Raw genomic sequence first — 24,901 nt, 5'->3', positions numbered from 1 at the left:
TTATAAGTCCACAACCGTACAAACATTATGATTTGAGTCCACCAAGAAAGATGTCATTCCAGCGTGTGACGCTGGCTTTCCGTAATCTCACTAAAAACGTTGTATTTTTACATAACTTTTATACTTACTAACTTAATATATAATCAGAATTCCTAGATTCCAGACTCATGCATCAATAGACCTGCTGCAAAAGGTAATGATAAAATGATGGGAGAGAGGTAGAAGAGGAATAAGCAGATAGAGTAAGGTAAAAAAATGAGCTTTAGTTACTACAATATAAAGAAACACCCAAGAAATTTTCGTAATATAACAGGCTTAACTGTAGAAGAATTTGAAAAGTTGATAGAAAAAGTGGGGAACGTTCAAAAAAGTGTGTCAAGCCGAAAAGAAAAGTAATAAATTGATATAAAAAATGGAGGTTTGAAATGAGTCAAGCAAATAGAACTACCGGATTAGTAGACTATAAAGAACTAGAATCAAATATTTTATCATCTATAGCTAACCCAAGAAAGGTTTAGCTATATGGCAAAATTGGTTAGAATGGTATAATAAGTAATGAGAAAGAAGAAGATGCCAAGTCCATATAGTGAGGATCTGAAAGAACGTGTTTTCAAAGGAGTCGATAAAAAAACAGTGACGATAAAAAAAATCAGTCAAATATTCAAAGTGAGCATAAAACCAATATATTTGTGGAGGAAAAGGAAAAAAGAAACAGAAACCATCTTCAGGCTATCACAAAGGATATGGCCATAAGATTAAAGATATGGATAGATTTATCAAATTTCTGGATGGAAATCAGGATATTAGAATTGAAAAGATAATTGAAGAATTTGGTAATATGTGTAGAAGCACAGTATATAACTACCTTAGCAAAGTAAACTATACATATAAAAAAAACTTTTCTTTATCGAGAAAGAGATAAAGAGAAACGCAAAGAGTTCATAAAAAAAGTAGAAGAAAGAAATAAAGAAAACTTGATATACATAGATGAGTTTGGAATAAATGAATTTTATGAATATGGGTGGTCTCAAAGAGGAAAGAGGTTATTTGCCCAGGGTTTCAAAGAAAGAGGGTAAGCATAATTGGAGCACTGAATGAAGGAAAAGTTAAAGCTTCCTGAAGGCTACTGCAACAGCGAGATTTTTGATGCTTATGTAGAAAATATACTTGTTCCTGTATTTAAACCTGGACAGACTATTGTTCTCGACAATGCGAGTTTTTATAAATCTGCAAGGACAAAAAATTTGATAGAAAATATTGGGTGTAAAATTTTGTTCTTGCCTCCATACTCGCCAGATTTAAATCCTCACTTTTACCCACAATTTTGAGAGGTCATGATGTGAAGCATAACTATGCTCTCCTTAAGATTTTCATAGCCCCGCCATAGAGTCATAGCCCCTGGTAAATTATCACTTTTTCTATTCATAAATCCACCTAATTTTCCTAACCAAATAATAGCTTGTTTTATGTTTGGAGGTTCTTCTGGCAATGTAGCTACTTTATGCTCACGTATGAAAAGGGCCTTCCACTCTTCATTGCTTAAAATTTTAGTACAGGTTTCCATGGGATTTGATAAAGCGACTTTTGTTAAATATAAAATTTTAAATGCAATAATGCTCTTTATAGCAATTAATTTCTGTAGCCTTTCCTTTGTAGTTAAACGAGAGCTTTCTATTTTACATCCTGATTTTAAAACCCTGAAATACTCCTCAATTTTCTATCTTAGCTTATACCAATTTATCCTTTCTATAGCATCTAAAGTGCTATTAACTGGTACATTAGTCAGCAAAGTCCAATCAATAGCTTCCAATCCTTCAGGAGGATTTGTTTCTTTTGCACTTACCAACATATACAGGGATTTTATCACTTATTTTATGCACTGTGTCTTTTGATCCATAAATTGAAGAAGATCTGATAGGCTTTCATATACTTAACTTCAATATTAGCTTTCCTTGATCTTTGGTTTCTACCTTTATTAACTTCTAGAGAAATTTTCTTCTTTACTGGCAGTTGAGTGATGCGTGTTTGCAAATCTGTTTTTCCAATTTCAGTACAGATAAATCTTCTATTAGTTCGATTACGGATTACATTAAAGAATGGAGGTAAACTAGTGTTACAGGAACTGAAACTTAATTATATAATAAAAATAGTGATAATCTTAAACATGCATATGAAACAATCCCAGAACTCCAAAGTTATTGCGTAAGAGCCAAACATTCCTTCTCTCGCTTAGCCATGTTTTATAGTGACGCTGTAACCTTTAATACGGAAAATGATTGGTTATATTAGCATACTGAGCTGTATAATACGCTAAGGCCGAGTACAAAGATCGAAGAAATAGATCAGCCTGTAGTTTTCTTTTAGCCCAACACAATCTCGAAAAAGAATAAATATTAAGCTAGAGAAATCCCCATTCATTTCCACATTCCAGTCTTATTGTCACTAATTTTTACTTCATTCACATCAGTACTAGCACTATCCCATTCCTCTTCTTTAGCTTTTTGTAGAGATTCCTCCAAAAGTCTACTTGAGTCGTCTATATTCCTCATAAGCTGCTCTCTTGGTGATAAAAGACTTTCATGAATTGGTTGCTTATATTGTGTTTTGTTAAACAGACTAGCAGCTAGAATACCTAATAATAGTGTGTTATTTACTACAGTAGTAGTTTATTTCCGGTACAGAAGTAACAGTAGTACTATTGTGTCCTCTAGAAGTAAGTAAAGCTGGAGATCCTGTAGACGATATTAGACCTTTAACCCAACTGACAACACTATTGTTCATCCATGAATTGCTTGGTACTATATCACGACGATTACGACTCTCATGCTGATAAGATGACAGAAATTCAACAATTTGTGAATAGCCTCTGCTTCTTGCAATATCTAATGGTATTTGACCGTTATTATTTTTAACATTAACATCAGCACCTTTCTCTATGAGCTTTTCTACTACTGACCTTACCCAGAAAAAGTAGATAGAAAGTTAAGACGTTTTTGCTATGAGAATGATGAATCAAAAAGCTCAGGAATGCAATAGTTAATAGTAGAATGTCTACGCTGTTTATTATAAAAAATTTCTATATATTCAAATATTGCGGTTTTAGCTTGTTGTGCAGAGTGTTGTGAAGTATCAATGAGTAACTCTCTCTTAAGTGAACTAAAAAAGCTCTCTGAAACAGCATTATCATAACAACAACCTTTGTGACTCATACTAGAAGTAATATTTTTTGTACTTAGTAAAAATTGATAATTTTTAGAGGTGTATTGCGATCCTTGATCGCTATGAAATAGTAGATTTTTAGCAGATTTGCGCCTACCAATAGCCATGAATAACGCATCTATAACTAATTGCCTATTTACTGCATTACTCATTGACCAGCCAATCACCATGCGTGAATATAAATCTATTATTGCTGCCAAATATAACCATCCTTCATTAGTTTTTATGTACGTAATATCAGTTACCCATATCTTGTTAGGTTGATCAGCGATAAAATTCTGATTTAATATGTTAGGAGTTATAACTCTATTGTCTATTTGTGGTTTTTTACTTTTAAACTTTCGTCTAAGCTTAGCTTGAATGCCATTTTTCTGCATAACATTTTGCACTGTTTTGATGTTATAATTTTTACCTAAAGCCTTTAATTCAGCGTGAATTTTAGGAGCTCCGTATCTGCATTGTGATGCTCGATATACCTTCTGAATATCTTGTATGAGCTCTTCTCTTATTGATTTTTTGTTGTTTTTTTCCTTAGTAATCCATTTATAATAACCACAAGCAGATACGTTCAAAAATCTGCATGATTCCCGTATTTTATAGCATTTTTTATGTTCTTTTATAAAAGAATATTTTACTCTTTTTGGTTTGCAAAATATCCCAGGGCTTTTTTTAAAATGTCTCTTTCCCTCGTTACTCTTGCCAGCTCTTTCTTTAAATCAAACTTTTCTTTGTCACAATGAGCTACTTTCCCTTTTCCTGGAAACGCATCTACTCCAGACATTCTATCATTGTATGTTTTTACCCATCTGCTTAATGAATCACCGCTAATACCCAAATCTCTTGCTATTTTTGCTGATGATTGACCTGTTTCTTTTACTAGTCTTATAGCTTCAATTTTGAATTCTGCTGTATATTCTTTTCTTTTTGTCATACCACACCTCTTTGAAAAAACGTTTTATTTTACTTCAAAAACGTCTTAACTTTCTGTCTACTTTTTCTGGGTAAGGTCAGTGTCCGCCATACCAATTATTAGCATTAATATCAGCACCTTTTTCTACAAAATATTTCACTGCGTTTAAATTACCTTGCTCAGCAGCAAAGTGTAAAGATATATTGCTATAATCTTCTGTAATTTGCGGCACTTCTGTTGCAACTTGTTGTCTCTCTGTGATTCGTGGCACTTTCCCCTTGAGGTATTCAACTATATCTGAATGACCTTTCTGAGTAGCCCTTTGCAGAGGAGTTTTGCCACCACCATCAGTAGCTTTTGGGTTAGCACCCTTCTCTATACGGATATTGCAGAAAGGGAGAATGCACTAAAATCAGGTAAGAAAACTCAGAGAGTTAGCATGATTGCAGCTTTAAATAAGGGAAAAATGTTGCACCTATGACGTTTGAAGGCTATTGTGATACAGAGGTTTTTAATGGCTGGTTCGAGCAATTTCTGGCACCAATTTTACAGCCTGGACAAACAGTGATTTTAGATAATGCAACTTTTCATAAGTCTAAAAAGATTGTCGAATTTGCCAAAAGGGTTGGTGCAGACATTCTGTATCTGCCTCCATATTCTCCAGATTTCAATAAAATTGAGCATCATTGGTTTGCTATAAAAAACAGAGCCAGGAAAAACATTCCTCTTTTTAAATCTTTTCGTCAAGCTGTCGATTCTGCTTTTCTTCATTTGTTTCCACTATTATGAGAACAGCTATACCAAATTTTAATGAAGCAAAAAATTCTTCTAATTCTTCAAAAGGACAACTATTTTTCTCTAATTTTACTTTTATAATATTGCTTAACATTGTAACTCCACTAACCGTTTTATACATGTAGCTTAACACTGTTTTAATAATTTATCAAGAAAGTTTAATTATTAATTATAATATTTAATAAAATAAATAGACTCTTTTACATTTCATCTGCAAGAATCTTTTCCTTAGTTTGTAAATAAAGATTTTCTGAATCTAATTGCCGCAGATTACGTTTAGTAATATAATCTCATATTAAATAAAACTTTACCTAAGTTTATGCCAGACTCTACGTTAGTTTTAACAACTATTCTTATATTCTTCATCTTTACGTTGTCACTTTTTTTTATAAAAAGGATATTTGGATCAATGAACAAGAAGATAATAAAATCCTTCAGAAAAATTGCTCAGCAGATTAATGCGCTAGAGCAAGAAATGCAGAGCTTATCTGATGAGGATCTTGCTAGTAAAACTGCGGAATTAAAACAAGAACTGAAAAATGGAAAAACACTAAATGACCTTCTCGTACCTGCATTTGCGGTTGTACGAGAAGCATCACGAAGATTCCTTAACATGAGGCATTTCGACGTTCAGCTAATTGGTGGCATGGTTCTCCATAATGGCATGATATCAGAAATGAAAACAGGAGAAGGAAAGACACTAGTCGCAACTTTAGCTGCATATCTAAATTCTTTAGAAGGAAAAGGTGTGCACGTCGTAACTGTTAACGACTATCTTGCAAAACGAGATACAGAGTGGATGAGTAAATTATATAATTCTCTTGGAGTTTCTGTTGCATTTATTACAAATAATTTGAAAGACGACGAGAGAAAAAAGGCTTATAGCGCAGATATAGTATACTCAACAAATAATGAACTTGCCTTTGATTATCTACGAGATAATATGAAATTTTCTCAAGAAGATATGGTTCAGAGAGGCTTCAATTATGCAATAGTAGACGAAGTAGACTCCATACTGATTGATGAAGCGCGTACTCCGCTCATTATTTCTGGCCCACTTGAGGAAAATAATCAGATATATAAGCATATCAATAAAATAGTAATCAAATTAGTTGATTCTGACTATGAAGTCGATGAAAAGAGTAGAGCAGTGTTCCTCACTGAAAATGGCATTTCACGAGTGGAGGAATTACTAAAATCGTATAACCTCATTCCTGGAAATTCCTCGCTCTATGATACTAGCAATATTATACTGACTCATTATATAGATCAAGCACTTCGTGCACATAAGCTGTTTACTGCTGATAAAGATTATATAGTGAAAAACGGTAAGGTAGTAATTATTGATGAGTTTACTGGGCGCATGATGGAAGGTAGGAGATATTCTGATGGTCTTCACCAGGCACTGGAGGCAAAGGAGAATCTTGAAATTCAGCATGAAAGTCAAACTTTAGCATCAGTCACATTTCAGAACTACTTTCGTATGTACAACAAACTTTCTGGTATGACAGGAACAGCAGCAACAGAGGCAGAAGAATTTCGTGATATATATAGATTAAATGTAGTAAAAATTCCAACTAATGTGCCTGTTAAAAGAATAGATGTTGATGATGAAATTTATGGCACAGAAAAAGAAAAATTTAGTGCTGTATTGAAGTTTATAGCGGAATGTCACAAACGTCTTCAACCAGTGCTTGTTGGCACTGTGAGTATTGAAAATTCTGAAAAACTTTCCGATCTTTTGAAAAGCCATTCTCTTAAGCATTCAGTATTGAATGCTCGTTATCATGAACAAGAAGCGTATATAATAGCGCAAGCTGGAATACCAGGCAGCATTACTATAGCAACAAACATGGCAGGACGTGGAACTGATATTCAGCTTGGTGGAAATGTTGAAATGATTGCAAAAATAGAGCTCGAGAAAATAAAAAATGCTGATGAAAGAGAAAAAAAATATCAAGAAATAGTCGAAAGAGTAAAAAAAGATAAGGAAATTGCTATAAAAGCTGGTGGCTTATGTGTTATTGGAACCGAAAGGCATGAAAGCAGGAGAATAGATGATCAATTACGTGGACGTTCTGGCCGCCAAGGTGACCCTGGACTTTCTAAGTTCTTTCTATCACTTGAAGATGATTTAATGAGGATATTTGGTTCTGATAGAATGAGGAATTTTTTGCAAAGAGTGGGACTAAAGAACAACGAGGTTATTCATCATCCATGGATTAATAAAGCACTTGAAAAAGCACAGAAGAAAGTTGAAGTTAGAAATTATGATGTGCGGAAGTCTTTGCTAAAGTTTGATGATGTAATCAACAATCAACGTAAAGTTATTTTTAAGCAGAGAAATCATATTTTAAACAATGAAATCAATGATTTAGTTGAAGTATATAGTGAAGTAAATGAGGATATAATAGAAGGTATAGTACAAAGTGGTTATTACGAAGATTATGTTGAAGATATTGCAAAAGAATTCCACATAAGATACGGGATAACGCTTAATCTAGCAGAGTTTTTGAATAAACAAGAAGCCTTGGATTATATAAATGACAAGATACAAGAATTTTTTACTGAGAAAGAAAAATATTTCAATAGTCAACAAACTACAGATTTGTGGAATACGATAGTGAAACAAGTGATGATCATGACACTTGATCATTTATGGAGGGAGCACCTTTCGGTCTTAGAGAGCCTAAGACAAAGCATAAATTTGCGTGCCATGGGGCAAAAAGACCCACTGAATGAATTTAAACGCGAAGCTTTCTTAATGTTTGAGTCGATGCTTGAAAAGTGGAGGGAGCTTACCATTCACCGCCTAGCGCACTTTAAGTTGCTAGACAATCAAGAAATAGGCAATAGGTCACGCTCTACTAAAAATAGCAGACTTCCAAAAGTTTCAAGAAATGACAAGTGCCCTTGTAACTCTGGAAAAAAATACAAACACTGTCACGGTGCAGTTGCCGTAGTGAATTAGTTGTGTAATAGTTTAGACTTGATCTGACAGGCAAACAAAGTAAGATAAAAATATAGACAAGTTTTAAAGGAGTCTGTAATAGTTTAGACTTAATCTGACAAGCGAATAGAGTAAGATAAAAATATAAACAAATTTTAAAGGAGTGTCAGATATGAGTACAACACAAGAAAAAATATTAAAACCAAAGTTAGGATTGCTAGAACTTGCAAAACAATTAGGGAATGTATCGCAGGCATGTAAAGTGATGGGATATTCGAGAGATACATTTTACCGATTCAAAGAACTATATGAAACAGGAGGAGAAGAGGGATTACATGAGATAAGTAAAAGTAAGCCATTATATGCAAATAGAGTATCAGAGAATATAGAAAAAGCAGTAGTTGAAATAGCAATAGAATTTCCAGCATATGGACAAGAAAGAGCAGCAAATGAACTGAAAAAGAGAGGAATTCTAATATCTGCTAGCGGGATAAGATCAATATGGCAAAGAAACGATCTTGAAAATTTTAAAAAGAGATTGAAAGCGCTGGAAGCGAAGGTAGTACAAGATGGTATAATTTTGACAGAGGAGCAAGTTACTGCTTTAGAAAAAGCTAAGGAACAAAAAGAGGCACATGGCGAAATTGAGACACAACACCCTGGATACTTAGGTAGTCAAGATACCTATTATGTAGGCAATATCAAATGTATTGGACGAATTTATCAACAAACTTTTATTGATACCTACTCTAGAGTGGCCTTCGCTAAGCTTTATACGGAGAAAACTGCCATAACAGCTGCAGATCTTCTCAATGATAGAGTTATACCATTTTTTGATGAACAGAAAGTTCCATTGCTACGCATTTTAACCGATAGAGGTACGGAGTATTGTGGCAAACCAGGGAATCATGCGTACCAGCTATATTTGGGAATAGAAAATATTGATCACTCTAGAACCAAAGCTTATTCTCCACAGACTAATGGTATATGTGAAAGGCTTCATAGAACTATGCAAGACGAATGTTACAATATTATCTTTAGGAAAAAGATTTATAGTACTTTGGAAGAGCTTCAGTTAGATGTTGATCATTAGTTGCATTCTTACAATAGAGCTAGACCTCATTCTGGTAAGTATTGCTACGGTAAGACTCCTATGCAGACCTTTTTTGACAGTATGCATATTGCTTACCAAAAAAATATTGATAACATTAAAGCAGATTCTGATATCGGTTTTGACTTCGTCGATTCTTCTGTCAGATAATTCATGCTTGTCAGATTAAGTCTAAACTATTACACGAGACTTATTTTGTTTGTGTCCTGACATCAGAATCAAAGAAAAGGTTGAGAGAATCAGCACGCTTTTGATCTTCTGCTATTTCTTGGTCAATTTTTTACTAAATAACAGACATATTGCTTTGATACTCCTATCTCTCTTGCCCATTCCGTTTGTGTGATTTTTTCCACTCTTTTCCTCCTCTCTTTTTGCTCCTTTTTACGAATTTTCTTCTTGAATCTCTGAAAAGGTTTTGCCAGTATCAGCAATTCCCTACCTGTTTATACTTGCCAGCGTCTTAGAGATATTTTACTAACATAGAGCGAAGTACTCCGGTTTATAGCTGCTTTCTTTTTACATAGTGAAATTTGGCTATTTTCAACTAATACTATAAATTGCATCTTTGTAGTTATGAGATTCAACCACTACTTGCTCTAGCGTTAAACTGCTGCATTTGGCATCTTTACTATGGTTTTCTTCAAGCACTTTTGTCCTTGCTTCCTTTATTTCCTCAATGAACTTTCCATTAACTTTTTCTGGTTCAATTCTTTCCTCACAATATACAAGATTTGTGCAATTTGTTTTTCTGTAGTAATGTACTCCAAGGAATATCACTGATAGTGCAAGTATACTCGAGCCTATAAGTAGTGATAACCCTACGTTATTAATCAAAGCGTTCTGGTAAAACTTCTGTACACTATTAATACCACCTTCTACATACAGTAATAAAGGCAATACTATATTTGCAGCAACCAAACTGCTTAATAATGCTGTAAATAATGGCCTATCTTTGATTACTGATTCTACTTTATTTCTTCTACTAATGACTTTGTCGTCAATATTAATGAAGTTGTTCTTACCCTTCCAAGCGTTAAGTGTAAAATGTGAATGAGTACCATTGCTGTATTCCAGTTTGACTGATTTTATTACTTTATCTTTTGGTTGATACTTTAGCACCTGATTCAAAGTTTCATTCGCATTCTTTCCCCCTATTTGACACTCCTCAGTATCTCTAAATTGCTTTATTCCACAAAATATTGTGCTAATTGCAAGCAATGAAGTAATTGCTATCATTGGCATGGTAATATAGAGAGGGCTGTTTGCAAAAAATGCAATTAATTGTGCTTTATTCTGTAAATATACCAAAGCTGCAGAAACGCTAAGTGCAACAGCAGCTATACCGAAAATTATAAATTCCTTCTGCTGCACTGTATATTTTACTCTTGGCAAAATTCTATTTGTTTTCTTTTCTTTTTTAATTAATGGAGTTTCTGAATTCACTCCTCCACTATTTGTTTGATCACTTTCATGTAGCAAAATATTTGAAGATATATCACTAAGTGTGTCAATAGATGACCTTTCTGATGCTCCCTCTCTATCAGATATTGAGTTATCTTTCAGTTTCTGTAGATCTGATCTTTGTACTCCAAAGCTATTACCACTTATTCCACTATCACTCCCTTCTAAAACCTTTTTTGGAGATTTTGTATCTTGGTTTATTTTTGAATAAATAAGCTCGCCATTAGCTAGTTCCTCTATATTTTCCTCGTTATATGATTTTACTTCTAATGATGATTTTGATGGTGCAATAGACTGTATAACATTTGACACATGATTTTTTGCTGTTCTAGGTGAAGGTGGAGCCACACTCCTACTATTGTCCTGCTGTACGATTTTAGGTGATGACTTTGGCTTATCCCCTGATTTTCTATCCTCTTCATGCACATCTATTTTGTCATATGTTTGGCAGTTGGAAGATGTGCTGAATGCCACATTAAACTGATCAGGATAATATCCACCGTTATATCCTATTCCATTTGCCTCACAAACTGCATTCAATTCGTCCTCTATGTCTTCACCCTCATCTAATGATGAAAGTGCATCAAATTGATCAGCACCTGCCTCATCCATTTCTAGTGTAATACTGCTATCACTACCATTTCTAATCACATTCGAAAAAGCTGCCTTGTATTCAGTGTTGCACTGCTTCAGATCGTGACTACCACAAGTTTGCTTCATATGTTTCTCCTTAATAATAGGTGTTTGCTTCGTACCTTTTTCAAACAATTCAATTCTCTTCTTAACAGATAGTGTAGAATCTGAAACATTATTTTCTACTTCTTCAGAAAACAAAGCTGCCTTGTATTCAGTGTTGCACTGCTTCAGATCATGACTACCACAAGTTTGCTTCATATGTTTCTCCTTAATAATAGGTGTTTGCTTCGTACCTTTTTCAAACAATTCAATTCTCTTCTTAACAGATAGTGTAGAATCTGAAACATTATTTTCTACTTCTTCAGAAAACAACGATGTTTCATTACTTGTTTGCGACGTTACTACTCCAGCTGACGTCTTTGCTTGATTCATTGAGTGCATCACATTTAATCCAAAGTTATTTGTTACGCTAAACTTATTAAAATACAGTATATACCAGTAAATTAATATTACAACTACTCAGGCTTACTAAATTTCTATTTGCATTATCCCTTCCACTTTTTTCTTACTGTTTTTCTTCTTGAATTTCTGCAAAAGTTTTACCAGTACCAGAAAGAATTGCCTCCCTACCTGTGTATATTTGCCAACGTTTTATGGTTACATCTACAAACTTTGAATCTAGCTCTATTGTTCTACAAATTCTTCCTGTTCTCTCACATGCAATCAGTGTGCTGCCAGAACCGCTAAATGGATCAAGTACAGTATCCCCAGGTCTGCTGCTATTAACTATTGCTTTCTCCATTAGCTCTACTGGCTTCATTGTTGGGTGCAGTGAGTTATGTATTGGCTTATCATAAAACCACAGGTCACTTTGATTTCTACCTCCATGCCACTCACGTTTATTGCCGCTTTTCCATCCATAGAGCATTGCTTCGTATTGTCTTTGATAATCTGATCTTCCTAGCGTAAAGTGATTCTTTGCCCAAATGATAAATGTTGACCATTTCCCTCCCGCTTCCTCAAATACTTTTTGTAACGTTGAAAACTCTGATGATGATATGCAGATGTAAATTGCACCTTTCGTATATGCTAAAATATGGGAACAGATGTCGTAGAGAAAAAGTTCGTACTTTTCACCTTGATTATCATTTAATATTTTTTTCTCTTCTCTCTCCTGACTGCTACCGTAATCAACGTTATATGGAGGATCACATACGGTAATATCTGCCATTTTATTATCTAATACCGCTTTATATGATTCAACTAAAGAGCTATCACCACAATAGATTCGATGATCACCTAAAATCCATAGATCAGCTGGTTTTGTTATTTCTACCTTTTTGTCATCAACAACTAAGTCAGAAAGATCTTCTTTTTCATCATCTAAATCATCAAGAAAGTTTTGAACTTTTTCTAATTCAAATCCAGTCATTTTAAGATCAAACTGCAAATCTTCTAACTCTTGAATTTCTACCTTTAAAAGATCATCATCCCACTTTGCCCAATTAGCTGATTGATTTGCCAGTAATCGAAAAGCTTTGGTTTGTGGTTCATTTAAATTATCACTTAAAACAACTGGAATACTCTCCATACCAAGTTTTCTTGCTGCTTTAAGTCTTAAATGACCATCAACCACAGTTCCATCGCTTTTTGCAACTATTGGAATACGAAAACCGAATTCTCGAATAGAAGCACACATTCTGTTTACTACGTCATCATTTTTACGAGGATTACGCTTATATTCGACGAGGTTTTCAACAGGATAGTAGTGGATTGCTAAATTCATATCTTAATAATTAAAAAGTTAATATTCAAAATATCTCTGACGCTAAAGAAGGCCTGGGGTCAAACCCACTAAACCCGCCAGTATGGCCGAAAGGACCCACTTTTTATGGATTTTTCGTCTTATTAATATCTTTACTAATATAGAACATTAATGCCAAAGCATCGGCCTCATTATCATCTCTAGGTAAAAAACTTTTTTCACGTATCGCTTCAATAACTTCACTCTTACTTGCATTACCTTTGCCTGCTATAAAGCGTTTTATAGTTTTAACATTAACACCTTTGTATGGCACATGATGTTCTTCACACCAAGCAGACAGAACTGCGAGAAAACCGCCATAGCAATGCGCTGCATCAGTTCCTAGATGTCTTCTCACTTCTTCAAAATACACTGCAGTGAACTCATGTTTCAAAGAATTAAGCCAATTACGAAAATTCAAGAAGCACATGCCACCTCCGCTAAAACGACTACCATGAAAGCCTTTGCTTCCACTTTCAATTATTCCATCTGTTAGAATTGCCCAGCCCGTTTGCTTGCCAAGGTCCAGTGTTAGGATTGACATTTATATTCAGAATTTGTTTCGCTAGAGTGCTATATAATATATATTCAGGATTTGAAAAATTTTTGTCCAAAAAATCTTCTTCTTAAGCAAACTTTTTAGAAAAAACTTGGTTAAAAATCAGTAAACAGCCCTTGCATAATTATTGGTCAAGACTTTCAGATTTCTATCTTAACTATTTAAATAGTCTATTATGTTATCATGGTGTGGTTAGTTTCTTATGAACATTTATCCAAATCGTAAATTTTGGGAAGATGATTTAGAAGTCCCTGTTAACCATTTGCTTGACCGTTTTCACAATACAAAAATACGTCAGTCTTGGATAGATTCACTTTCTGGTAAGCAATTAAATATTATTTTTCAAAACTCCTTTAAAGATAAATTAAATGCTCAACTCTTTGATGATGAAAGTTACGATAATACATCTGTACAATACAAACGTAAAGTGATTGCTAATTATTCCGATTCTCTCGTTACTTACTACTTGATTACCTGTTTTGACCGTGCAAAACTAGAAATTACTGTCAGTGAAATTGCAAGATCTGCATTAACTACAGAACTCATGAAATCCTACCTTGTAAAAAATAATAATAAATATGATAAGAAGTCTTTGCTGTTTCTACTGTTTCATGCAGATTACAATCTTTTAAAGTCTGTCTATCACTTTGAAAAAATACAAAGAAAGAGTTTCATGTCTTTTGCCTTACAAAAAATACCAAGACGACCAAGTACTCCATTTAAGGACTTTATCTCAGAGGAAATCATACAACAAATACTGAAAGAAGATAACATTAAGAGAAATGACAGTTTCGAGAATCAACTACAAGGTTTCTTCTATCATCAGAATCGTTTATATGTGTTAATACGAAAAGCTAGCGATATAGATTTGTTGTTAAATTCAAACAAAGTTATTCATGGCCATAAGGCAGAGTGGATGATTTTGGATTTTCTACTAAATGGCACTCAGGTAGATCTTGGTGCTAGAAATATCGATCAAGCTATAGAAATAGCAAATAGCATTGCAAGTTGTTACTTTGGCTGCGAATGTATTTTTGTAGATGTGCAGGATAAAAACTTCGCGGAACAGGTGCATAAATTTATAGAAACTTGTATTAATGAATCTGATTCAAATATTCGTGTTTTTGAGTTAAAGTTTCAGTCAAATCGTTTCAATTACAGCTATACTAATATCACTTTGACTGTTGCTCCATATGATCCTATTGCACCGGAATTACATGTTTTAAAGCCATTTGTAGGAGACATAGTGCCATTTATAGAGTCGATTAAAGTAATATTTCAAGGCAAAAAGATAGGCTTATTTTTTAAGCGAAGTGATGAGTACATAGCAATTTACTACTCTGAACATCCTCTGAATAAAAGGGAAAGAGAGGATTTTAAAGCATACATAAAACAATTTTATGGTCTTACAATCTTGCCAAGAGCAAATCTCTGATCTTCTTAATTCTGGCAGCTCTTGGGTTAATCCAAATCAAAATTACATCGAAGCAGCAAGGTATTTGTCAGATCTTGAATTAATTAAGATGCAAGAGAGGTCTTACATTATCTGCTCTCGTAGACAAGATAAATTAGATTGGCCAAATATAGTTGATCCATACTGTAACAATGAGATTTTCATTGATGAGGACTTTAACGAAGCATGCGATAATATAATTTGTGAAAATTGCAACCGTGATATTTTACCTAATACCTACAAGAAGCAAAGATTTCATCGCTTATCTGTATATTTAAACCCAGAGAAAATCATGCATTGGTTTGAAGGTCAGCTAAGTGATACAAATTTTATGTGGCAAAAAGTGGAAAGCGGAGTTTATCATGTTGGTGGACAAGGTAAGATTGTAAGTTTAATCATACTTGATTTTTGCACCAATCCAACATTCTTAACGATAGATAAGCTTAAAGCTAATCCAACTGTATTAATAATACTGAGAAAAAATCCATCAAACATACCTCTTGATTTGCCCACAGTAAAAATGGTTGACCTTTTCTTTCAGCATAAGACTTTAATTGAAGTATTCCAAGAAGCAGTACAAAGAGGAGTACCAGAGTTAATACCAAATACTTCAATGCAAATCTTACATACTGCACTTAATCTAATTGAACCTCCTAAAGAGAAGGAATTATTAAAGTTGCAATTGATAGAGGGCTCACTTTACGTAAACAATATAGAGATTCTAAATAAGAAAGCTGTAGCATGTATGAAGGTTTTTCGCATATTATTTGAACAATTTTTGCATGATTGTAAAAAAGAATTACCTCCTGAAAAACACATGTTGCTTAGCATAACTGAAATAGAAAAACGCCTAAATCTTGATCCAGAAGCAGACCCAGAACATCACATCAGAAAACCACTAAACACAATCCAAAGAACAATAAAAACCACCTTAGCTAAAAAGTTAGGATTAAACATCGAACGTAATGATGTGATTCAAACAGTTGGTTGGCCTGGATCATCGCGTAAAGATTATGGCTACCGTATTAACCCTTTCACTGTGCTGATAAAAGTAGTTCGTTAACTGTGTTGAAGAGAAGTAAAAGATGTTACAATGGAAAAAGTAAAATTTGTGACAAGGCTTGTGATCAAGTTTTAAAGAAGCGTTCTTTGGTTGGTATTTTACCCTAAAGTCACATCTAGCTTTAAAATACAGTTTTTGCCTTATCTAAAAAAAATACAAATTCTCAATTACGTAAAAGCCTAAATTTCTTTTGCTTTCTTCAATCTTTTCTACTCTGTTCGTTTGCCGACTTTTGTGTTTGAAGCACATCTACATTCAATGCCCCTATACTAATATATACCGACCACTTTTTCCGGGAGTTTCTGAAAAAAAGTTAAAATAATTTTAAGACAGCTAAGAAATTAAAAAGAGCATTATGTCTTTTACAACAGAAATCTTCGCTATTTGAGTCCTTTCCATTTTGGAAACAACTTTTTACTTGAGCTGAAAAGAGATTACATGAGTTTTTGGTAAAAACATACAAAACCTATCTAAATCATCAATAACGCTATAATAGCCCTCTAAAGACGTTTTAAAGAATGGTATTGTAGTAGAGAGATTATTTTGGCTCCATTCCCTTCTTGTAAAGCTAAAGATACTAATGTTAGCAAACTCTATAAACTTAAGAATAACTGTAGAAACTATTATTTTTTAAAGTCAGAAAAAACATCACTTACAATTCAACAATTCTCCAAAATCAATTATGTTTGAAAAGTAATCACTATCTATAACATCATCACTTACATCATTGACGTGGATAAGGACTGGACGACATGAAAAGCCTTTTGGACGATTTAGTGCATCTATTTTCTTTTGTACCTCTTGTATTATTGAATGACCAATTTTATCTTTTGAAAATTTGATTTCGCAAATGTAGAGAGTGTTAAACTTCGTTTGAATCATATAATCAATTTGACAGCCTGCACTATTACGCGTTCTTTTCTGAAAAAATGGATTTTCGCTTATTATTCCATCAATTCCTAAGATATTATGTATACTCTTTCTATTGTTCAGCACCAAATTTTCAAATTGAAGCCCAATAATTGTATACCACTCTGGTAAGAACCCTATAGAGTAGGTGTCACGATTAATTTTCCCTAGATCTTTTTCGATATATTTTAGATAAAACCTTAAATAATTATCTTGAAGTCTGTACCTCCTGAGTCGTGAATCAGTACCCGTTTTTATACTCCAAGTATGATCCTTTGCAATAAAACCAGCAAGCTCAAGCTCATGTAGATACTCAGAAATGCGTCCATGTCTTACGATATTTAAAGTAGCACAAATTTCTTCTTGTTCTTTAGCTCCAGTAGAAAGAGCTCTGACTATTTGCTTATAAAAAGCCGTTTTTCGCATGAATAAATCTGAGAATATTTGATTAAATTCTTCAACTAAAAACCCACCTTTTGTAAAACAAAGCCTTTTAATATTTTCTTCAGCGCTATGTTTAAAATTTACCTCCTCTAAATACTTTGGAATTCCGCCAGTTACTGCAAGCACCTTAAATTTTTCATATGCTGAAATATTTTTCGGCCAAAATTCATTGCAATCAGAAAGTGATAATTCTCCGAGTGTTAAAGTTAACGATATTCTCCCTACGAAACCAGTGCTGCTAAGTATATTTTTCTCGATCCAGGATGAAGCTGATCCACAAACAACGAAAATTAACTTGTTATTATTTTTTAGCTGCGTATCCCAAAAATTTTTTATTTTGCCTAAAAAGGTTGGATCTTTTGAGCCCATCCAAGAAATTTCATCAAACAGCAATAATGTTTTTCCTGATAGTAGACGTTCACCAACTGCCCATAGTAAATCGCTCCAGTCATCATACCTAGCAAAAGATGTATTAAATTGTCTAGCAACTTGTCTAGAAAATTCATTAAGTTGGTAGGACGTTGTAGTATGCCTTTCTGGTGGCAAACCTATAAAGGAGTAATATTGTTCAAAATACTTACCAAACTCTTGAATTAAACGACTTTTTCCTATACGACGCCTTCCTTTGACTACTACAAAAGATGCAGTATTTTTGTCTGTAAGCTCCAGTAGTTGTTTTAACTCAGTTTGCCTACCAATAAATGATGGAGACATAAAACACAAAATATAAATCTTTGTCTCCATTATACTAGATAAAATTAGAGACGTAAATAAATAAATTTAGATCTTTGTCTCCATTTTAAGGGGCAATCAAGTTTTACGAGCTTCTGTTTCTTCTTCTATGGCAGTAACTTCAAACTTTTTTCCTTGAGCTACCTCTACAATTTGCTAATTTCATTACTGAGAGTTTTGCAATTAATTGCTCAGAGGTTTGCGATAAAAGTTGTTGTATTCCCATAATAGTCTCCATAACCCCTTATACTCACCATAAGTTGTTCAATCTTTTTTGAAAAATTTTCTTTGCAAAGTGTAAAAAATGTGTTAAACTTACTAGTTAGTTTACTAAAGATGCCTTTTATTTGCGTTTTAGAGGGCATTATAAGCGTTCTTTAGTGTGGCTAGTAAGTGTTTACACCCTAAAGTTACAGATAGCTTTAAAATGCAGCTTTTGCCTCATCTAAAAAAATTAAGAATATAAAGCTGTTTATTTTGCTTTCTTCAATCTTTTCTACCTCAAGTCTTCATCGCGCTTGCATAAAAGCCTTATTAAAGCAACTAGACCCAGCTCACTTGGAAGTTATTGAGTATTCCGGAAAATCCGGAGATCTGAATTCTTAGTTCAGCTATTAAACTCAGTAGACCAGCGTTATGCGTTTGTTAAAAAAAAGATGAGGGTTAGAGCCTCTGTTAAACTTATGGTAGAAGTAAAGCTATTGCAAAAATAATGTTTCAAAAAGTCTACTAACCATTTGTTCTTTAGGTTCAAAAAATTTTCTTTGCAATCAACAAAAAGCATGATAGACTAGTTGTAGGGTTTTTTCTAATAAATAAAAGTTTGGGGTATTAAGATGCCTCGTAATCGAGTTTTAAGCTACCCTACATGACTAACTTAGGTCAAGGTGGTATAATTAACCCTCGGGTCATAGAGTCTTTTTAAAATGCTATTATAAATTGTTTTGTCTTTTGTAAGCATTTGTCTTTCACTTTTAGGTCCTTCATCTTTTTTTCCAAGTTGTTCAAAATGCAATAGTAGGTTTCTCATATTTTTGTCTCTGTGTTGTATTTTTATTAGTGACTACTTTTCCAAACTTCTTTCTTTTTGCTCAAAAGTTACTATGAACCATTGCTATAGTTATTGTATTTTATATTAGTTTATTATTATATCATTTATTATTATTTATATATATATAATATATAAGATTCTCGGAAAGTGGAAATCAGCCACTGTAGCGGGTTTGAGTATTACCAAATTAGCTAAATTTTTTGGAAATGGAAACGTAATATTTCTTATATTAGATGGCTAAAAATCAACGAATTTCAATAGTTTAAGTGTGAATATACTCTAATTTCCAAATCTTGATAAATTTTCCGGAAATCATGGAAATTTGGTCGTGTGGAATTCATTTTTTGTTCTTAAAACCTTACTTTCAGAGAGACAAAATGAACCCACAAAACTTTCATAAGTGAGCTTTAAGTATTTTTTAGAAGTTACCTATTTCAAACCTTCCTGCACCTAGCTTAAACTTACCTTCTCCTCTGGCAAAAGAACCAGTTTTGATATCAAGCCATTTATCCTCTTTTGAGTTTGTAGCCATACCTTTTACTATTTTTCTTTCGTTTAATAGTTCCTGTGCTAAACGTTCAAGTCTATGCCTACTAACACCATGAAATGCAGCTGGTAATCTATGCCGTTGTTGAAACACTCCTGGTCCACCTGTATGAGTAAACGGATGACCTTCTTCTGCTGACACTGCAATAGCTTGCATCAGTATCTTTTTTAAGTATTCATCAGATAATTTTCCAAGCTTAAATTCCTCAGATATATCCTCAAGCAAGCCAGTTGAGGAGCGTAAGTAAGTTCTTATATTCCTATCTGTTGCTCCATTAGACTTAACTATAGCTCCTTGGTATACTGCATTATTAACTTTACTAACCTTTAATGTATTAAACACAGTATTCTGATGCTCTTTTGAAGCAGGCCATAATGCAAAAGAACACCTCACACCATCAACAAGTGCAGTTGTACCTCTTATCGCATCTCTTGCCTGTTCCACAGTCGTAATCGGTTCACTGCACTTGGGTTTTCTCATATGATGTGCTACAATTACAGCTGCTCCTGTTTCATTTGCTAAGTTTGCAAGTAACCCCATTGCGTAATACCCCATTTCTGGATCTGAGTTTATATTAGCATGGACAAATGATACTAGTGGATCAAATACTATTAGTTTTAGATCTTTTACTTTATCTAATTGTCTACAGATGTCTTCAAATTTATCTGAAGTTTCAGGACATTTACCACGCATGTTGCTTTTCACTATAGAAAAGGGCTCTCCCGTATTTGGAATAGGTATAATAAATAATCGATTTTGATATTCTGCTCTCTTGCTACCAGGATCAAGACGATCAAGACGACGGTGTATCTCACCTGCATCATCTTCTGCTGAAAAAATCACCACTGATCCATGCTCTGTAACAAGGGAACCAAAACCACATATCTGATCTGCATCACTTGCAACCTTAAGTGCCAAGTCAAGGAGTAGCATACCTTTACCTGTATCTCCCATAGCAGCTACTATTGAGGTAACACCTAAAGGAAATAAACCTTCAACAAGAAACCTTTGTATTGGTACTGAACCTAAATAACGACTCACACTCCAGTCTAAAATGTTAAGCGGCTGTTTTGTAGATCTTTCTAAACTTTTCATATTTGAAGTATTTGGAATGTCAGTAGATGGGGTATCAATAGTAAGTAAAGGAGTTGAAGCTAAAAATTCTTCAATGCTTATACCCTCCTTTACACAATCAGCGGCATCCCATTTCTCAGGCTTATCTTGAGGAATTTCAAGCACAGCAAGTGATGCAACTCCAAGGTCTAACAGCTTTTTTGCAGCATTTTCAGCATATCGTTTGCCTGGTTCATCATCATCTGGCCATATAATAATGTGTTTACCTTTAAGTGGAGTCCAATCTGTCTTCTCAATAGGTGCATTTGCTCCTGACATTGCTGTTGTTGCAGTTATTCCTTTCTCTATCAGCGCTTCTGCACATTTTTCTCCTTCAACAAGAATAACTTTATCGGACTTCAAAATACCTGGAATATTATAGAGTGGCCTTATCTTCGGTGCACCAAAGTCGGACTTTTTTATATTAAAAGGAAGATATCGCTTTCCATTATTATCATCATAACGATAGACTCTAACAATAGCTTGGCCGTTTTCATCGTAATAATCCCAATATGCAGTTGGATTACCTGCAGTTTTGTCAGTTTTGATCTTTTTAAAATGACCAAGCCATTCAGCTATAGAGTCCATTACTTCAGGAAACTCTATTCTCGTACTTTTTCTATGTACTCCTGCCCAAAGATCAATGATATCACCACCTTCTCCTGTTGCAAAATCATGCCATAGGCCAGCTTCACTGCCACTTAATTCTACTACTAGACTCTTGCCTTTATCACCTTGTATATTGCCTACATAAAACTTATCACCACAAAAAATCCCTCTTGGCAATAGATAAGAAAGGCATGATCTGATATTTAACAGAAGCTGAGCTTTAAGTTGTTCTTTTTCTACTAACGGTGCATTTTTTCGTGGAGCTGCAGTATTAAAATCACAATAGATACCCATAAAATCTCCAATATATTTAAAGTTTAGAAATTTGGTTAAGCTGTAGCTATCCAGCGTCCGTTAACCATATTTATGAATTTTGTTGGTATTGGTTTGCCGTTTTTAAGTTCGTATATCAATTGCAGAGTATTCCTTTCTGGCCTAAATATCATTACTCCAGATGTATATAAACTTCTTAAAACATTAGCACCACTCAATGCTTGAAATGGATTCTTTTTTAACGTGGTTGTTGACACTTTTTTGGTATAATGTGTAACTATTACTCCAGCCATAGATAGAGCGTAGTTCATCAATACCATTTTGCAAAAAAGAGATCATACTCCTATAATCAAAAAGAGAGTCTATCACTATAAGATCAACTGTTTTTACATCGAGATTTTCCGACATAATTTCTTTTATTTTTTCCACATTCAAAGTTAACTGTACTTTTTTAGTAATAACTAAGTTTTCTGTTCCTTCACCAAGGATTTTCTTGCTGATTCTTAGCTTCTGTAAGCGCTCTCTTATGTAATCATATTCCATTTCATCCTGTAGATAGAATATCTTAAGTGGCTTTGCAGGCTTCATACCAAGAAATGATACTCCAGCAGCTAAATGTACTAACATGGAAAGTAGAAAATTACTTTTTCCTATTTTGGGAGTTCCGCCTATAACCAAAAGACCGCCTGGAGTTAAAATTCTTGGGCCTATTATATCTTTTGGCATTGGTGATTTATCATTCAAGTAATGCCTTGCTGAAAACGATGTAATTTTATGTTCTGTTGTGTTTTCTTTAGTATTTAACCACTTCTTAGCGGAATTTATATCACCTTTAACTAAAGTCCAAAGATCGATAATATCACCACTGATTCCTTTAGTAAAATTACGCCAGTTTCCAGTTTCTTTACCTACTATTTTAACTGTAATCGTATTCCCATCAAAATTGCCAACATAAGTCCTCTCTCGATAAAAATTACCGTTTGGAATTAGGTAAGGTACACACTTCTTAATATTATCAATCAATAATCCTTTTATTTCCTTTCTCTGCATAAAACCCCCATACATACTTTTCATACGCTTAGAGCTGAGATTAGCTAGCTCACAAACAGTTTCAAAAGACTCTGAATCAAACCATTTAATTGCTTCTTTCTTTAGCTCTGGATTTTTTCCTGCTGCATCTTTGATAGCTCTCTCAATTACAGCAATCCAGAGCTTCTCTTCGTCGTACTTCAAAATGGCAACCAATCAACTTCAGATTGTTCTGGAGTAATAACCGTAGCAATCTTGTTCTTTTCTCCATACCGATCAGCTTCAATACCAACTTTTGCAGTAAACTCTACCCCGTTAAAGTCAGCTATAGAGTTGACTTTTCTAGCAATAGCTGCTTTTTCTGAAGTGTCATTTGAATGAATGTTCCGTGCTGACTCCAAAATACTTCTAAGCATAGAACGACCAGATTCTCCCCAAGTATCTTCTCCTTCAACTCTTGCTTTGCCACTTTTAATACCAATTACTTGAAAAATCTTGCGTTTTGCATATGGACCTTCAGTGACAGTAAATTCAACGTTTAAATAGATGCTGCCAGTAGTGTAGCTTTTAGTGAACCAATTTTCATAACCTCCTGGTTTAATTGCCATTTTTACCTTGACTATTGTACCTTTTGGTATTAAATTGCTCTGCAGTTTTGCGTTATTAAAATCAGTTAAAAAATCTGATAACATATTGTCTCCTATAAATTAAGTAAAAATCAGTTACTCCATTGGTCTGCAAGCTTCCAACGACCATCTATCTTATCAACAAGCTTATTTGCTACACGTTCACCATTACGAAGCTCAAATACTATTTGACGGACAGTGCTTTCCTCATCATGAGCAAACATCACCATGCCAGTGCTATAAAATCCACGTAAAGATCCAGCACCACTTAGGCCTTGAAATGGATCTTCTTCTAACATTTTTTTGGATAGTTTTTTTGTATGGTGAGTGAGTATTATGCCCGAATCTGGATTGATAACATTTCTCAGTTGACCTTACCCAGAAAAAGTAGACAGAAAGTTAAGACGTTTTTGCTATGAGAATGATGAATCAAAAAGCTCAGGAATGCAATAGTTAATAGTAGAATGTCTACGCTGTTTATTATAAAAAATTTCTATATATTCAAATATTGCGGTTTTAGCTTGTTGTGCAGAGTGTTGTGAAGTATCAATGAGTAACTCTCTCTTAAGTGAACTAAAAAAGCTCTCTGAAACAGCATTATCATAACAACAACCTTTGTGACTCATACTAGAAGTAATATTTTTTGTACTTAGTAAAAATTGATAATTTTTAGAGGTGTATTGCGATCCTTGATCGCTATGAAATAGTAGATTTTTAGCAGATTTGCGCCTACCAATAGCCATGAATAACGCATCTATAACTAATTGCCTATTTACTGCATTACTCATTGACCAGCCAATCACCATGCGTGAATATAAATCTATTATTGCTGCCAAATATAACCATCCTTCATTAGTTTTTATGTACGTAATATCAGTTACCCATATCTTGTTAGGTTGATCAGCGATGAAATTCTGATTTAATATGTTAGGAGTTATAACTCTATTGTCTATTTGTGGTTTTTTACTTTTAAACTTTCGTCTAAGCTTAGCTTGAATGCCATTTTTCTGCATAACATTTTGCACTGTTTTGATGTTATAATTTTTACCTAAAGCCTTTAATTCAGCGTGAATTTTAGGAGCTCCGTATCTGCATTGTGATGCTCGATATACCTTCTGAATATCTTGTATGAGCTCTTCTCTTATTGATTTTTTGTTGTTTTTTTCCTTAGTAATCCATTTATAATAACCACAAGCAGATACGTTCAAAAATCTGCATGATTCCCGTATTTTATAGCATTTTTTATGTTCTTTTATAAAAGAATATTTTACTCTTTTTGGTTTGCAAAATATCCCAGGGCTTTTTTTAAAATGTCTCTTTCCCTCGTTACTCTTGCCAGCTCTTTCTTTAAATCAAACTTTTCTTTGTCACAATGAGCTACTTTCCCTTTTCCTGGAAACGCATCTACTCCAGACATTCTATCATTGTATGTTTTTACCCATCTGCTTAATGAATCACCGCTAATACCCAAATCTCTTGCTATTTTTGCTGATGATTGACCTGTTTCTTTTACTAGTCTTATAGCTTCAATTTTGAATTCTGCTGTATATTCTTTTCTTTTTGTCATACCACACCTCTTTGAAAAAACGTTTTATTTTACTTCAAAA

Annotated in this window: 22 protein-coding genes and 3 pseudogenes; 9 read left to right on the top strand and 16 right to left on the bottom strand. The window is 33.9% G+C overall.

Annotated elements, in window-relative coordinates; translation table 11 throughout:
- Positions 1-255: 255 nt before the first annotated feature.
- From ABWU52_RS02960 to ABWU52_RS02950, 3 genes are all read left to right on the top strand, one after another.
- Positions 256-396: a hypothetical protein gene (locus tag ABWU52_RS02960; RefSeq protein WP_019078789.1), complete on the top strand. Its 141-nt coding sequence runs from the start codon at positions 256-258 to the stop codon at positions 394-396.
- Between the two features lie 159 nt (positions 397-555).
- Positions 556-753 (top strand): IS630 transposase-related protein, encoded by a 198-nt coding sequence (locus ABWU52_RS02955; protein ID WP_353277499.1) that lies wholly within the window; start codon positions 556-558, stop codon positions 751-753.
- Between the two features lie 341 nt (positions 754-1,094).
- Complete coding sequence (locus ABWU52_RS02950) at positions 1,095-1,328, top strand: transposase (protein WP_353277497.1); 234 nt, start codon at positions 1,095-1,097, stop codon at positions 1,326-1,328.
- On the opposite strand, the gene ABWU52_RS02945 is transcribed toward ABWU52_RS02950, so the two are convergent.
- Complete coding sequence (locus tag ABWU52_RS02945; RefSeq protein ID WP_353275179.1) at positions 1,313-1,564, bottom strand: IS4 family transposase; 252 nt, start codon at positions 1,562-1,564, stop codon at positions 1,313-1,315. The two genes, ABWU52_RS02950 and ABWU52_RS02945, sit on opposite strands and share 16 nt — an antisense overlap.
- Here ABWU52_RS02945 and ABWU52_RS02940 point away from each other — a divergent pair.
- Positions 1,563-1,892 carry a hypothetical protein gene (locus ABWU52_RS02940; RefSeq protein ID WP_353277496.1) on the top strand — a complete coding sequence of 110 codons (330 nt, stop codon included), beginning with the start codon at positions 1,563-1,565 and terminating at the stop codon, positions 1,890-1,892. The two genes, ABWU52_RS02945 and ABWU52_RS02940, sit on opposite strands and share 2 nt — an antisense overlap.
- Before the next feature lie 522 nt (positions 1,893-2,414).
- Here ABWU52_RS02940 and ABWU52_RS02935 read toward each other — a convergent pair.
- The 5 genes from ABWU52_RS02935 to ABWU52_RS02915 all read right to left on the bottom strand — a co-directional run bounded on the left by ABWU52_RS02935 (position 2,415) and on the right by ABWU52_RS02915 (position 4,508).
- The gene (locus ABWU52_RS02935) at positions 2,415-2,549 is read right to left on the bottom strand and encodes a hypothetical protein (RefSeq protein ID WP_353277494.1); all 135 of its coding nucleotides are present in this window, start codon (positions 2,547-2,549) and stop codon (positions 2,415-2,417) included.
- Between the two features lie 97 nt (positions 2,550-2,646).
- Positions 2,647-2,937, bottom strand: a complete 291-nt coding sequence (locus ABWU52_RS02930; RefSeq protein WP_353277699.1) for an ankyrin repeat domain-containing protein — start codon at positions 2,935-2,937, stop codon at positions 2,647-2,649.
- Between the two features lie 59 nt (positions 2,938-2,996).
- Positions 2,997-3,875 carry an IS3 family transposase gene (locus ABWU52_RS02925; RefSeq protein WP_353277659.1) on the bottom strand — a complete coding sequence of 293 codons (879 nt, stop codon included), beginning with the start codon at positions 3,873-3,875 and terminating at the stop codon, positions 2,997-2,999.
- On the bottom strand, positions 3,851-4,150 hold the full coding sequence (locus tag ABWU52_RS02920) for a transposase (protein ID WP_064085359.1): 300 nt from the start codon (positions 4,148-4,150) through the stop codon (positions 3,851-3,853). Before ABWU52_RS02920 ends, ABWU52_RS02925 begins: the two co-directional genes overlap by 25 nt.
- 76 nt (positions 4,151-4,226) lie before the next feature.
- Entirely contained in the window at positions 4,227-4,508 is a 282-nt protein-coding gene (locus ABWU52_RS02915; protein ID WP_353277697.1) for an ankyrin repeat domain-containing protein, read from the bottom strand.
- Between ABWU52_RS02915 and ABWU52_RS02910 the strand changes: the two are divergent.
- The 3 genes and pseudogenes from ABWU52_RS02910 to ABWU52_RS02900 all read left to right on the top strand — a co-directional run.
- Positions 4,508-4,918: pseudogene (locus tag ABWU52_RS02910) on the top strand (IS630 family transposase); the annotation flags it as partial. The gene ABWU52_RS02915 and the pseudogene ABWU52_RS02910 sit on opposite strands and share 1 nt — an antisense overlap.
- A 325-nt stretch (positions 4,919-5,243) precedes the next feature.
- A complete protein-coding gene (gene secA, locus ABWU52_RS02905; RefSeq protein ID WP_353277493.1) occupies positions 5,244-7,895 on the top strand; it encodes a preprotein translocase subunit SecA in 2,652 nt (883 codons plus the stop codon).
- Positions 7,896-8,046: 151 nt separating this feature from the next.
- Positions 8,047-9,135, top strand: a pseudogene (locus tag ABWU52_RS02900) (IS481 family transposase).
- A gap of 390 nt (positions 9,136-9,525) precedes the next feature.
- Here ABWU52_RS02900 and ABWU52_RS02895 read toward each other — a convergent pair.
- The 3 genes from ABWU52_RS02895 to ABWU52_RS02885 all read right to left on the bottom strand — a co-directional run bounded on the left by ABWU52_RS02895 (position 9,526) and on the right by ABWU52_RS02885 (position 13,430).
- Positions 9,526-11,514: a hypothetical protein gene (locus ABWU52_RS02895; RefSeq protein ID WP_353277491.1), complete on the bottom strand. Its 1,989-nt coding sequence runs from the start codon at positions 11,512-11,514 to the stop codon at positions 9,526-9,528.
- A 133-nt stretch (positions 11,515-11,647) separates the two neighbouring features.
- Positions 11,648-12,868, bottom strand: coding sequence for a DNA modification methylase (locus tag ABWU52_RS02890; protein ID WP_353277489.1), 1,221 nt, complete (start codon positions 12,866-12,868; stop codon positions 11,648-11,650).
- 103 nt (positions 12,869-12,971) lie between these two features.
- Positions 12,972-13,430, bottom strand: coding sequence for a crossover junction endodeoxyribonuclease RuvC (locus ABWU52_RS02885; RefSeq protein WP_353277487.1), 459 nt, complete (start codon positions 13,428-13,430; stop codon positions 12,972-12,974).
- A 217-nt stretch (positions 13,431-13,647) separates the two neighbouring features.
- On the opposite strand from ABWU52_RS02885, the gene ABWU52_RS02880 reads away from it, so the two are divergent.
- Together ABWU52_RS02880 and ABWU52_RS02875 are read left to right on the top strand one after the other, a co-directional pair.
- Entirely contained in the window at positions 13,648-14,880 is a 1,233-nt protein-coding gene (locus ABWU52_RS02880) for a hypothetical protein (RefSeq protein WP_264724079.1), read from the top strand.
- Positions 14,846-15,961: a hypothetical protein gene (locus ABWU52_RS02875; protein WP_353277485.1), complete on the top strand. Its 1,116-nt coding sequence runs from the start codon at positions 14,846-14,848 to the stop codon at positions 15,959-15,961. The genes ABWU52_RS02880 and ABWU52_RS02875 overlap by 35 nt, the downstream gene beginning before the upstream one ends.
- Before the next feature lie 648 nt (positions 15,962-16,609).
- Here ABWU52_RS02875 and ABWU52_RS02870 read toward each other — a convergent pair.
- From ABWU52_RS02870 to ABWU52_RS02840, 7 genes and pseudogenes are all read right to left on the bottom strand, one after another.
- On the bottom strand, positions 16,610-18,028 hold the full coding sequence (locus ABWU52_RS02870) for an AAA family ATPase (protein ID WP_114517500.1): 1,419 nt from the start codon (positions 18,026-18,028) through the stop codon (positions 16,610-16,612).
- Between the two features lie 1,487 nt (positions 18,029-19,515).
- Positions 19,516-21,660: an AAA family ATPase gene (locus ABWU52_RS02865; RefSeq protein ID WP_353277483.1), complete on the bottom strand. Its 2,145-nt coding sequence runs from the start codon at positions 21,658-21,660 to the stop codon at positions 19,516-19,518.
- A 183-nt stretch (positions 21,661-21,843) separates the two neighbouring features.
- The gene (locus ABWU52_RS02860; RefSeq protein WP_353277481.1) at positions 21,844-22,884 is read right to left on the bottom strand and encodes an AAA family ATPase; all 1,041 of its coding nucleotides are present in this window, start codon (positions 22,882-22,884) and stop codon (positions 21,844-21,846) included.
- The gene (locus ABWU52_RS02855) at positions 22,869-23,360 is read right to left on the bottom strand and encodes a hypothetical protein (RefSeq protein WP_353277479.1); all 492 of its coding nucleotides are present in this window, start codon (positions 23,358-23,360) and stop codon (positions 22,869-22,871) included. The genes ABWU52_RS02860 and ABWU52_RS02855 overlap by 16 nt, the downstream gene beginning before the upstream one ends.
- 26 nt (positions 23,361-23,386) lie before the next feature.
- A pseudogene (locus tag ABWU52_RS02850) lies at positions 23,387-23,665 on the bottom strand (hypothetical protein); the annotation flags it as partial.
- Positions 23,666-23,707: 42 nt separating this feature from the next.
- Positions 23,708-24,586: an IS3 family transposase gene (locus ABWU52_RS02845; protein ID WP_353277659.1), complete on the bottom strand. Its 879-nt coding sequence runs from the start codon at positions 24,584-24,586 to the stop codon at positions 23,708-23,710.
- A complete protein-coding gene (locus tag ABWU52_RS02840; protein WP_064085359.1) occupies positions 24,562-24,861 on the bottom strand; it encodes a transposase in 300 nt (99 codons plus the stop codon). Before ABWU52_RS02840 ends, ABWU52_RS02845 begins: the two co-directional genes overlap by 25 nt.
- Between the last annotated feature and the right edge of the window lie 40 nt (positions 24,862-24,901).

It is taken from the genome of Wolbachia endosymbiont (group B) of Villa cingulata (genome assembly GCF_964028285.1).
In the GTDB taxonomy this organism is placed as follows: domain Bacteria; phylum Pseudomonadota; class Alphaproteobacteria; order Rickettsiales; family Anaplasmataceae; genus Wolbachia.
This window is presented reverse-complemented; position numbering and strand designations above follow the sequence as displayed.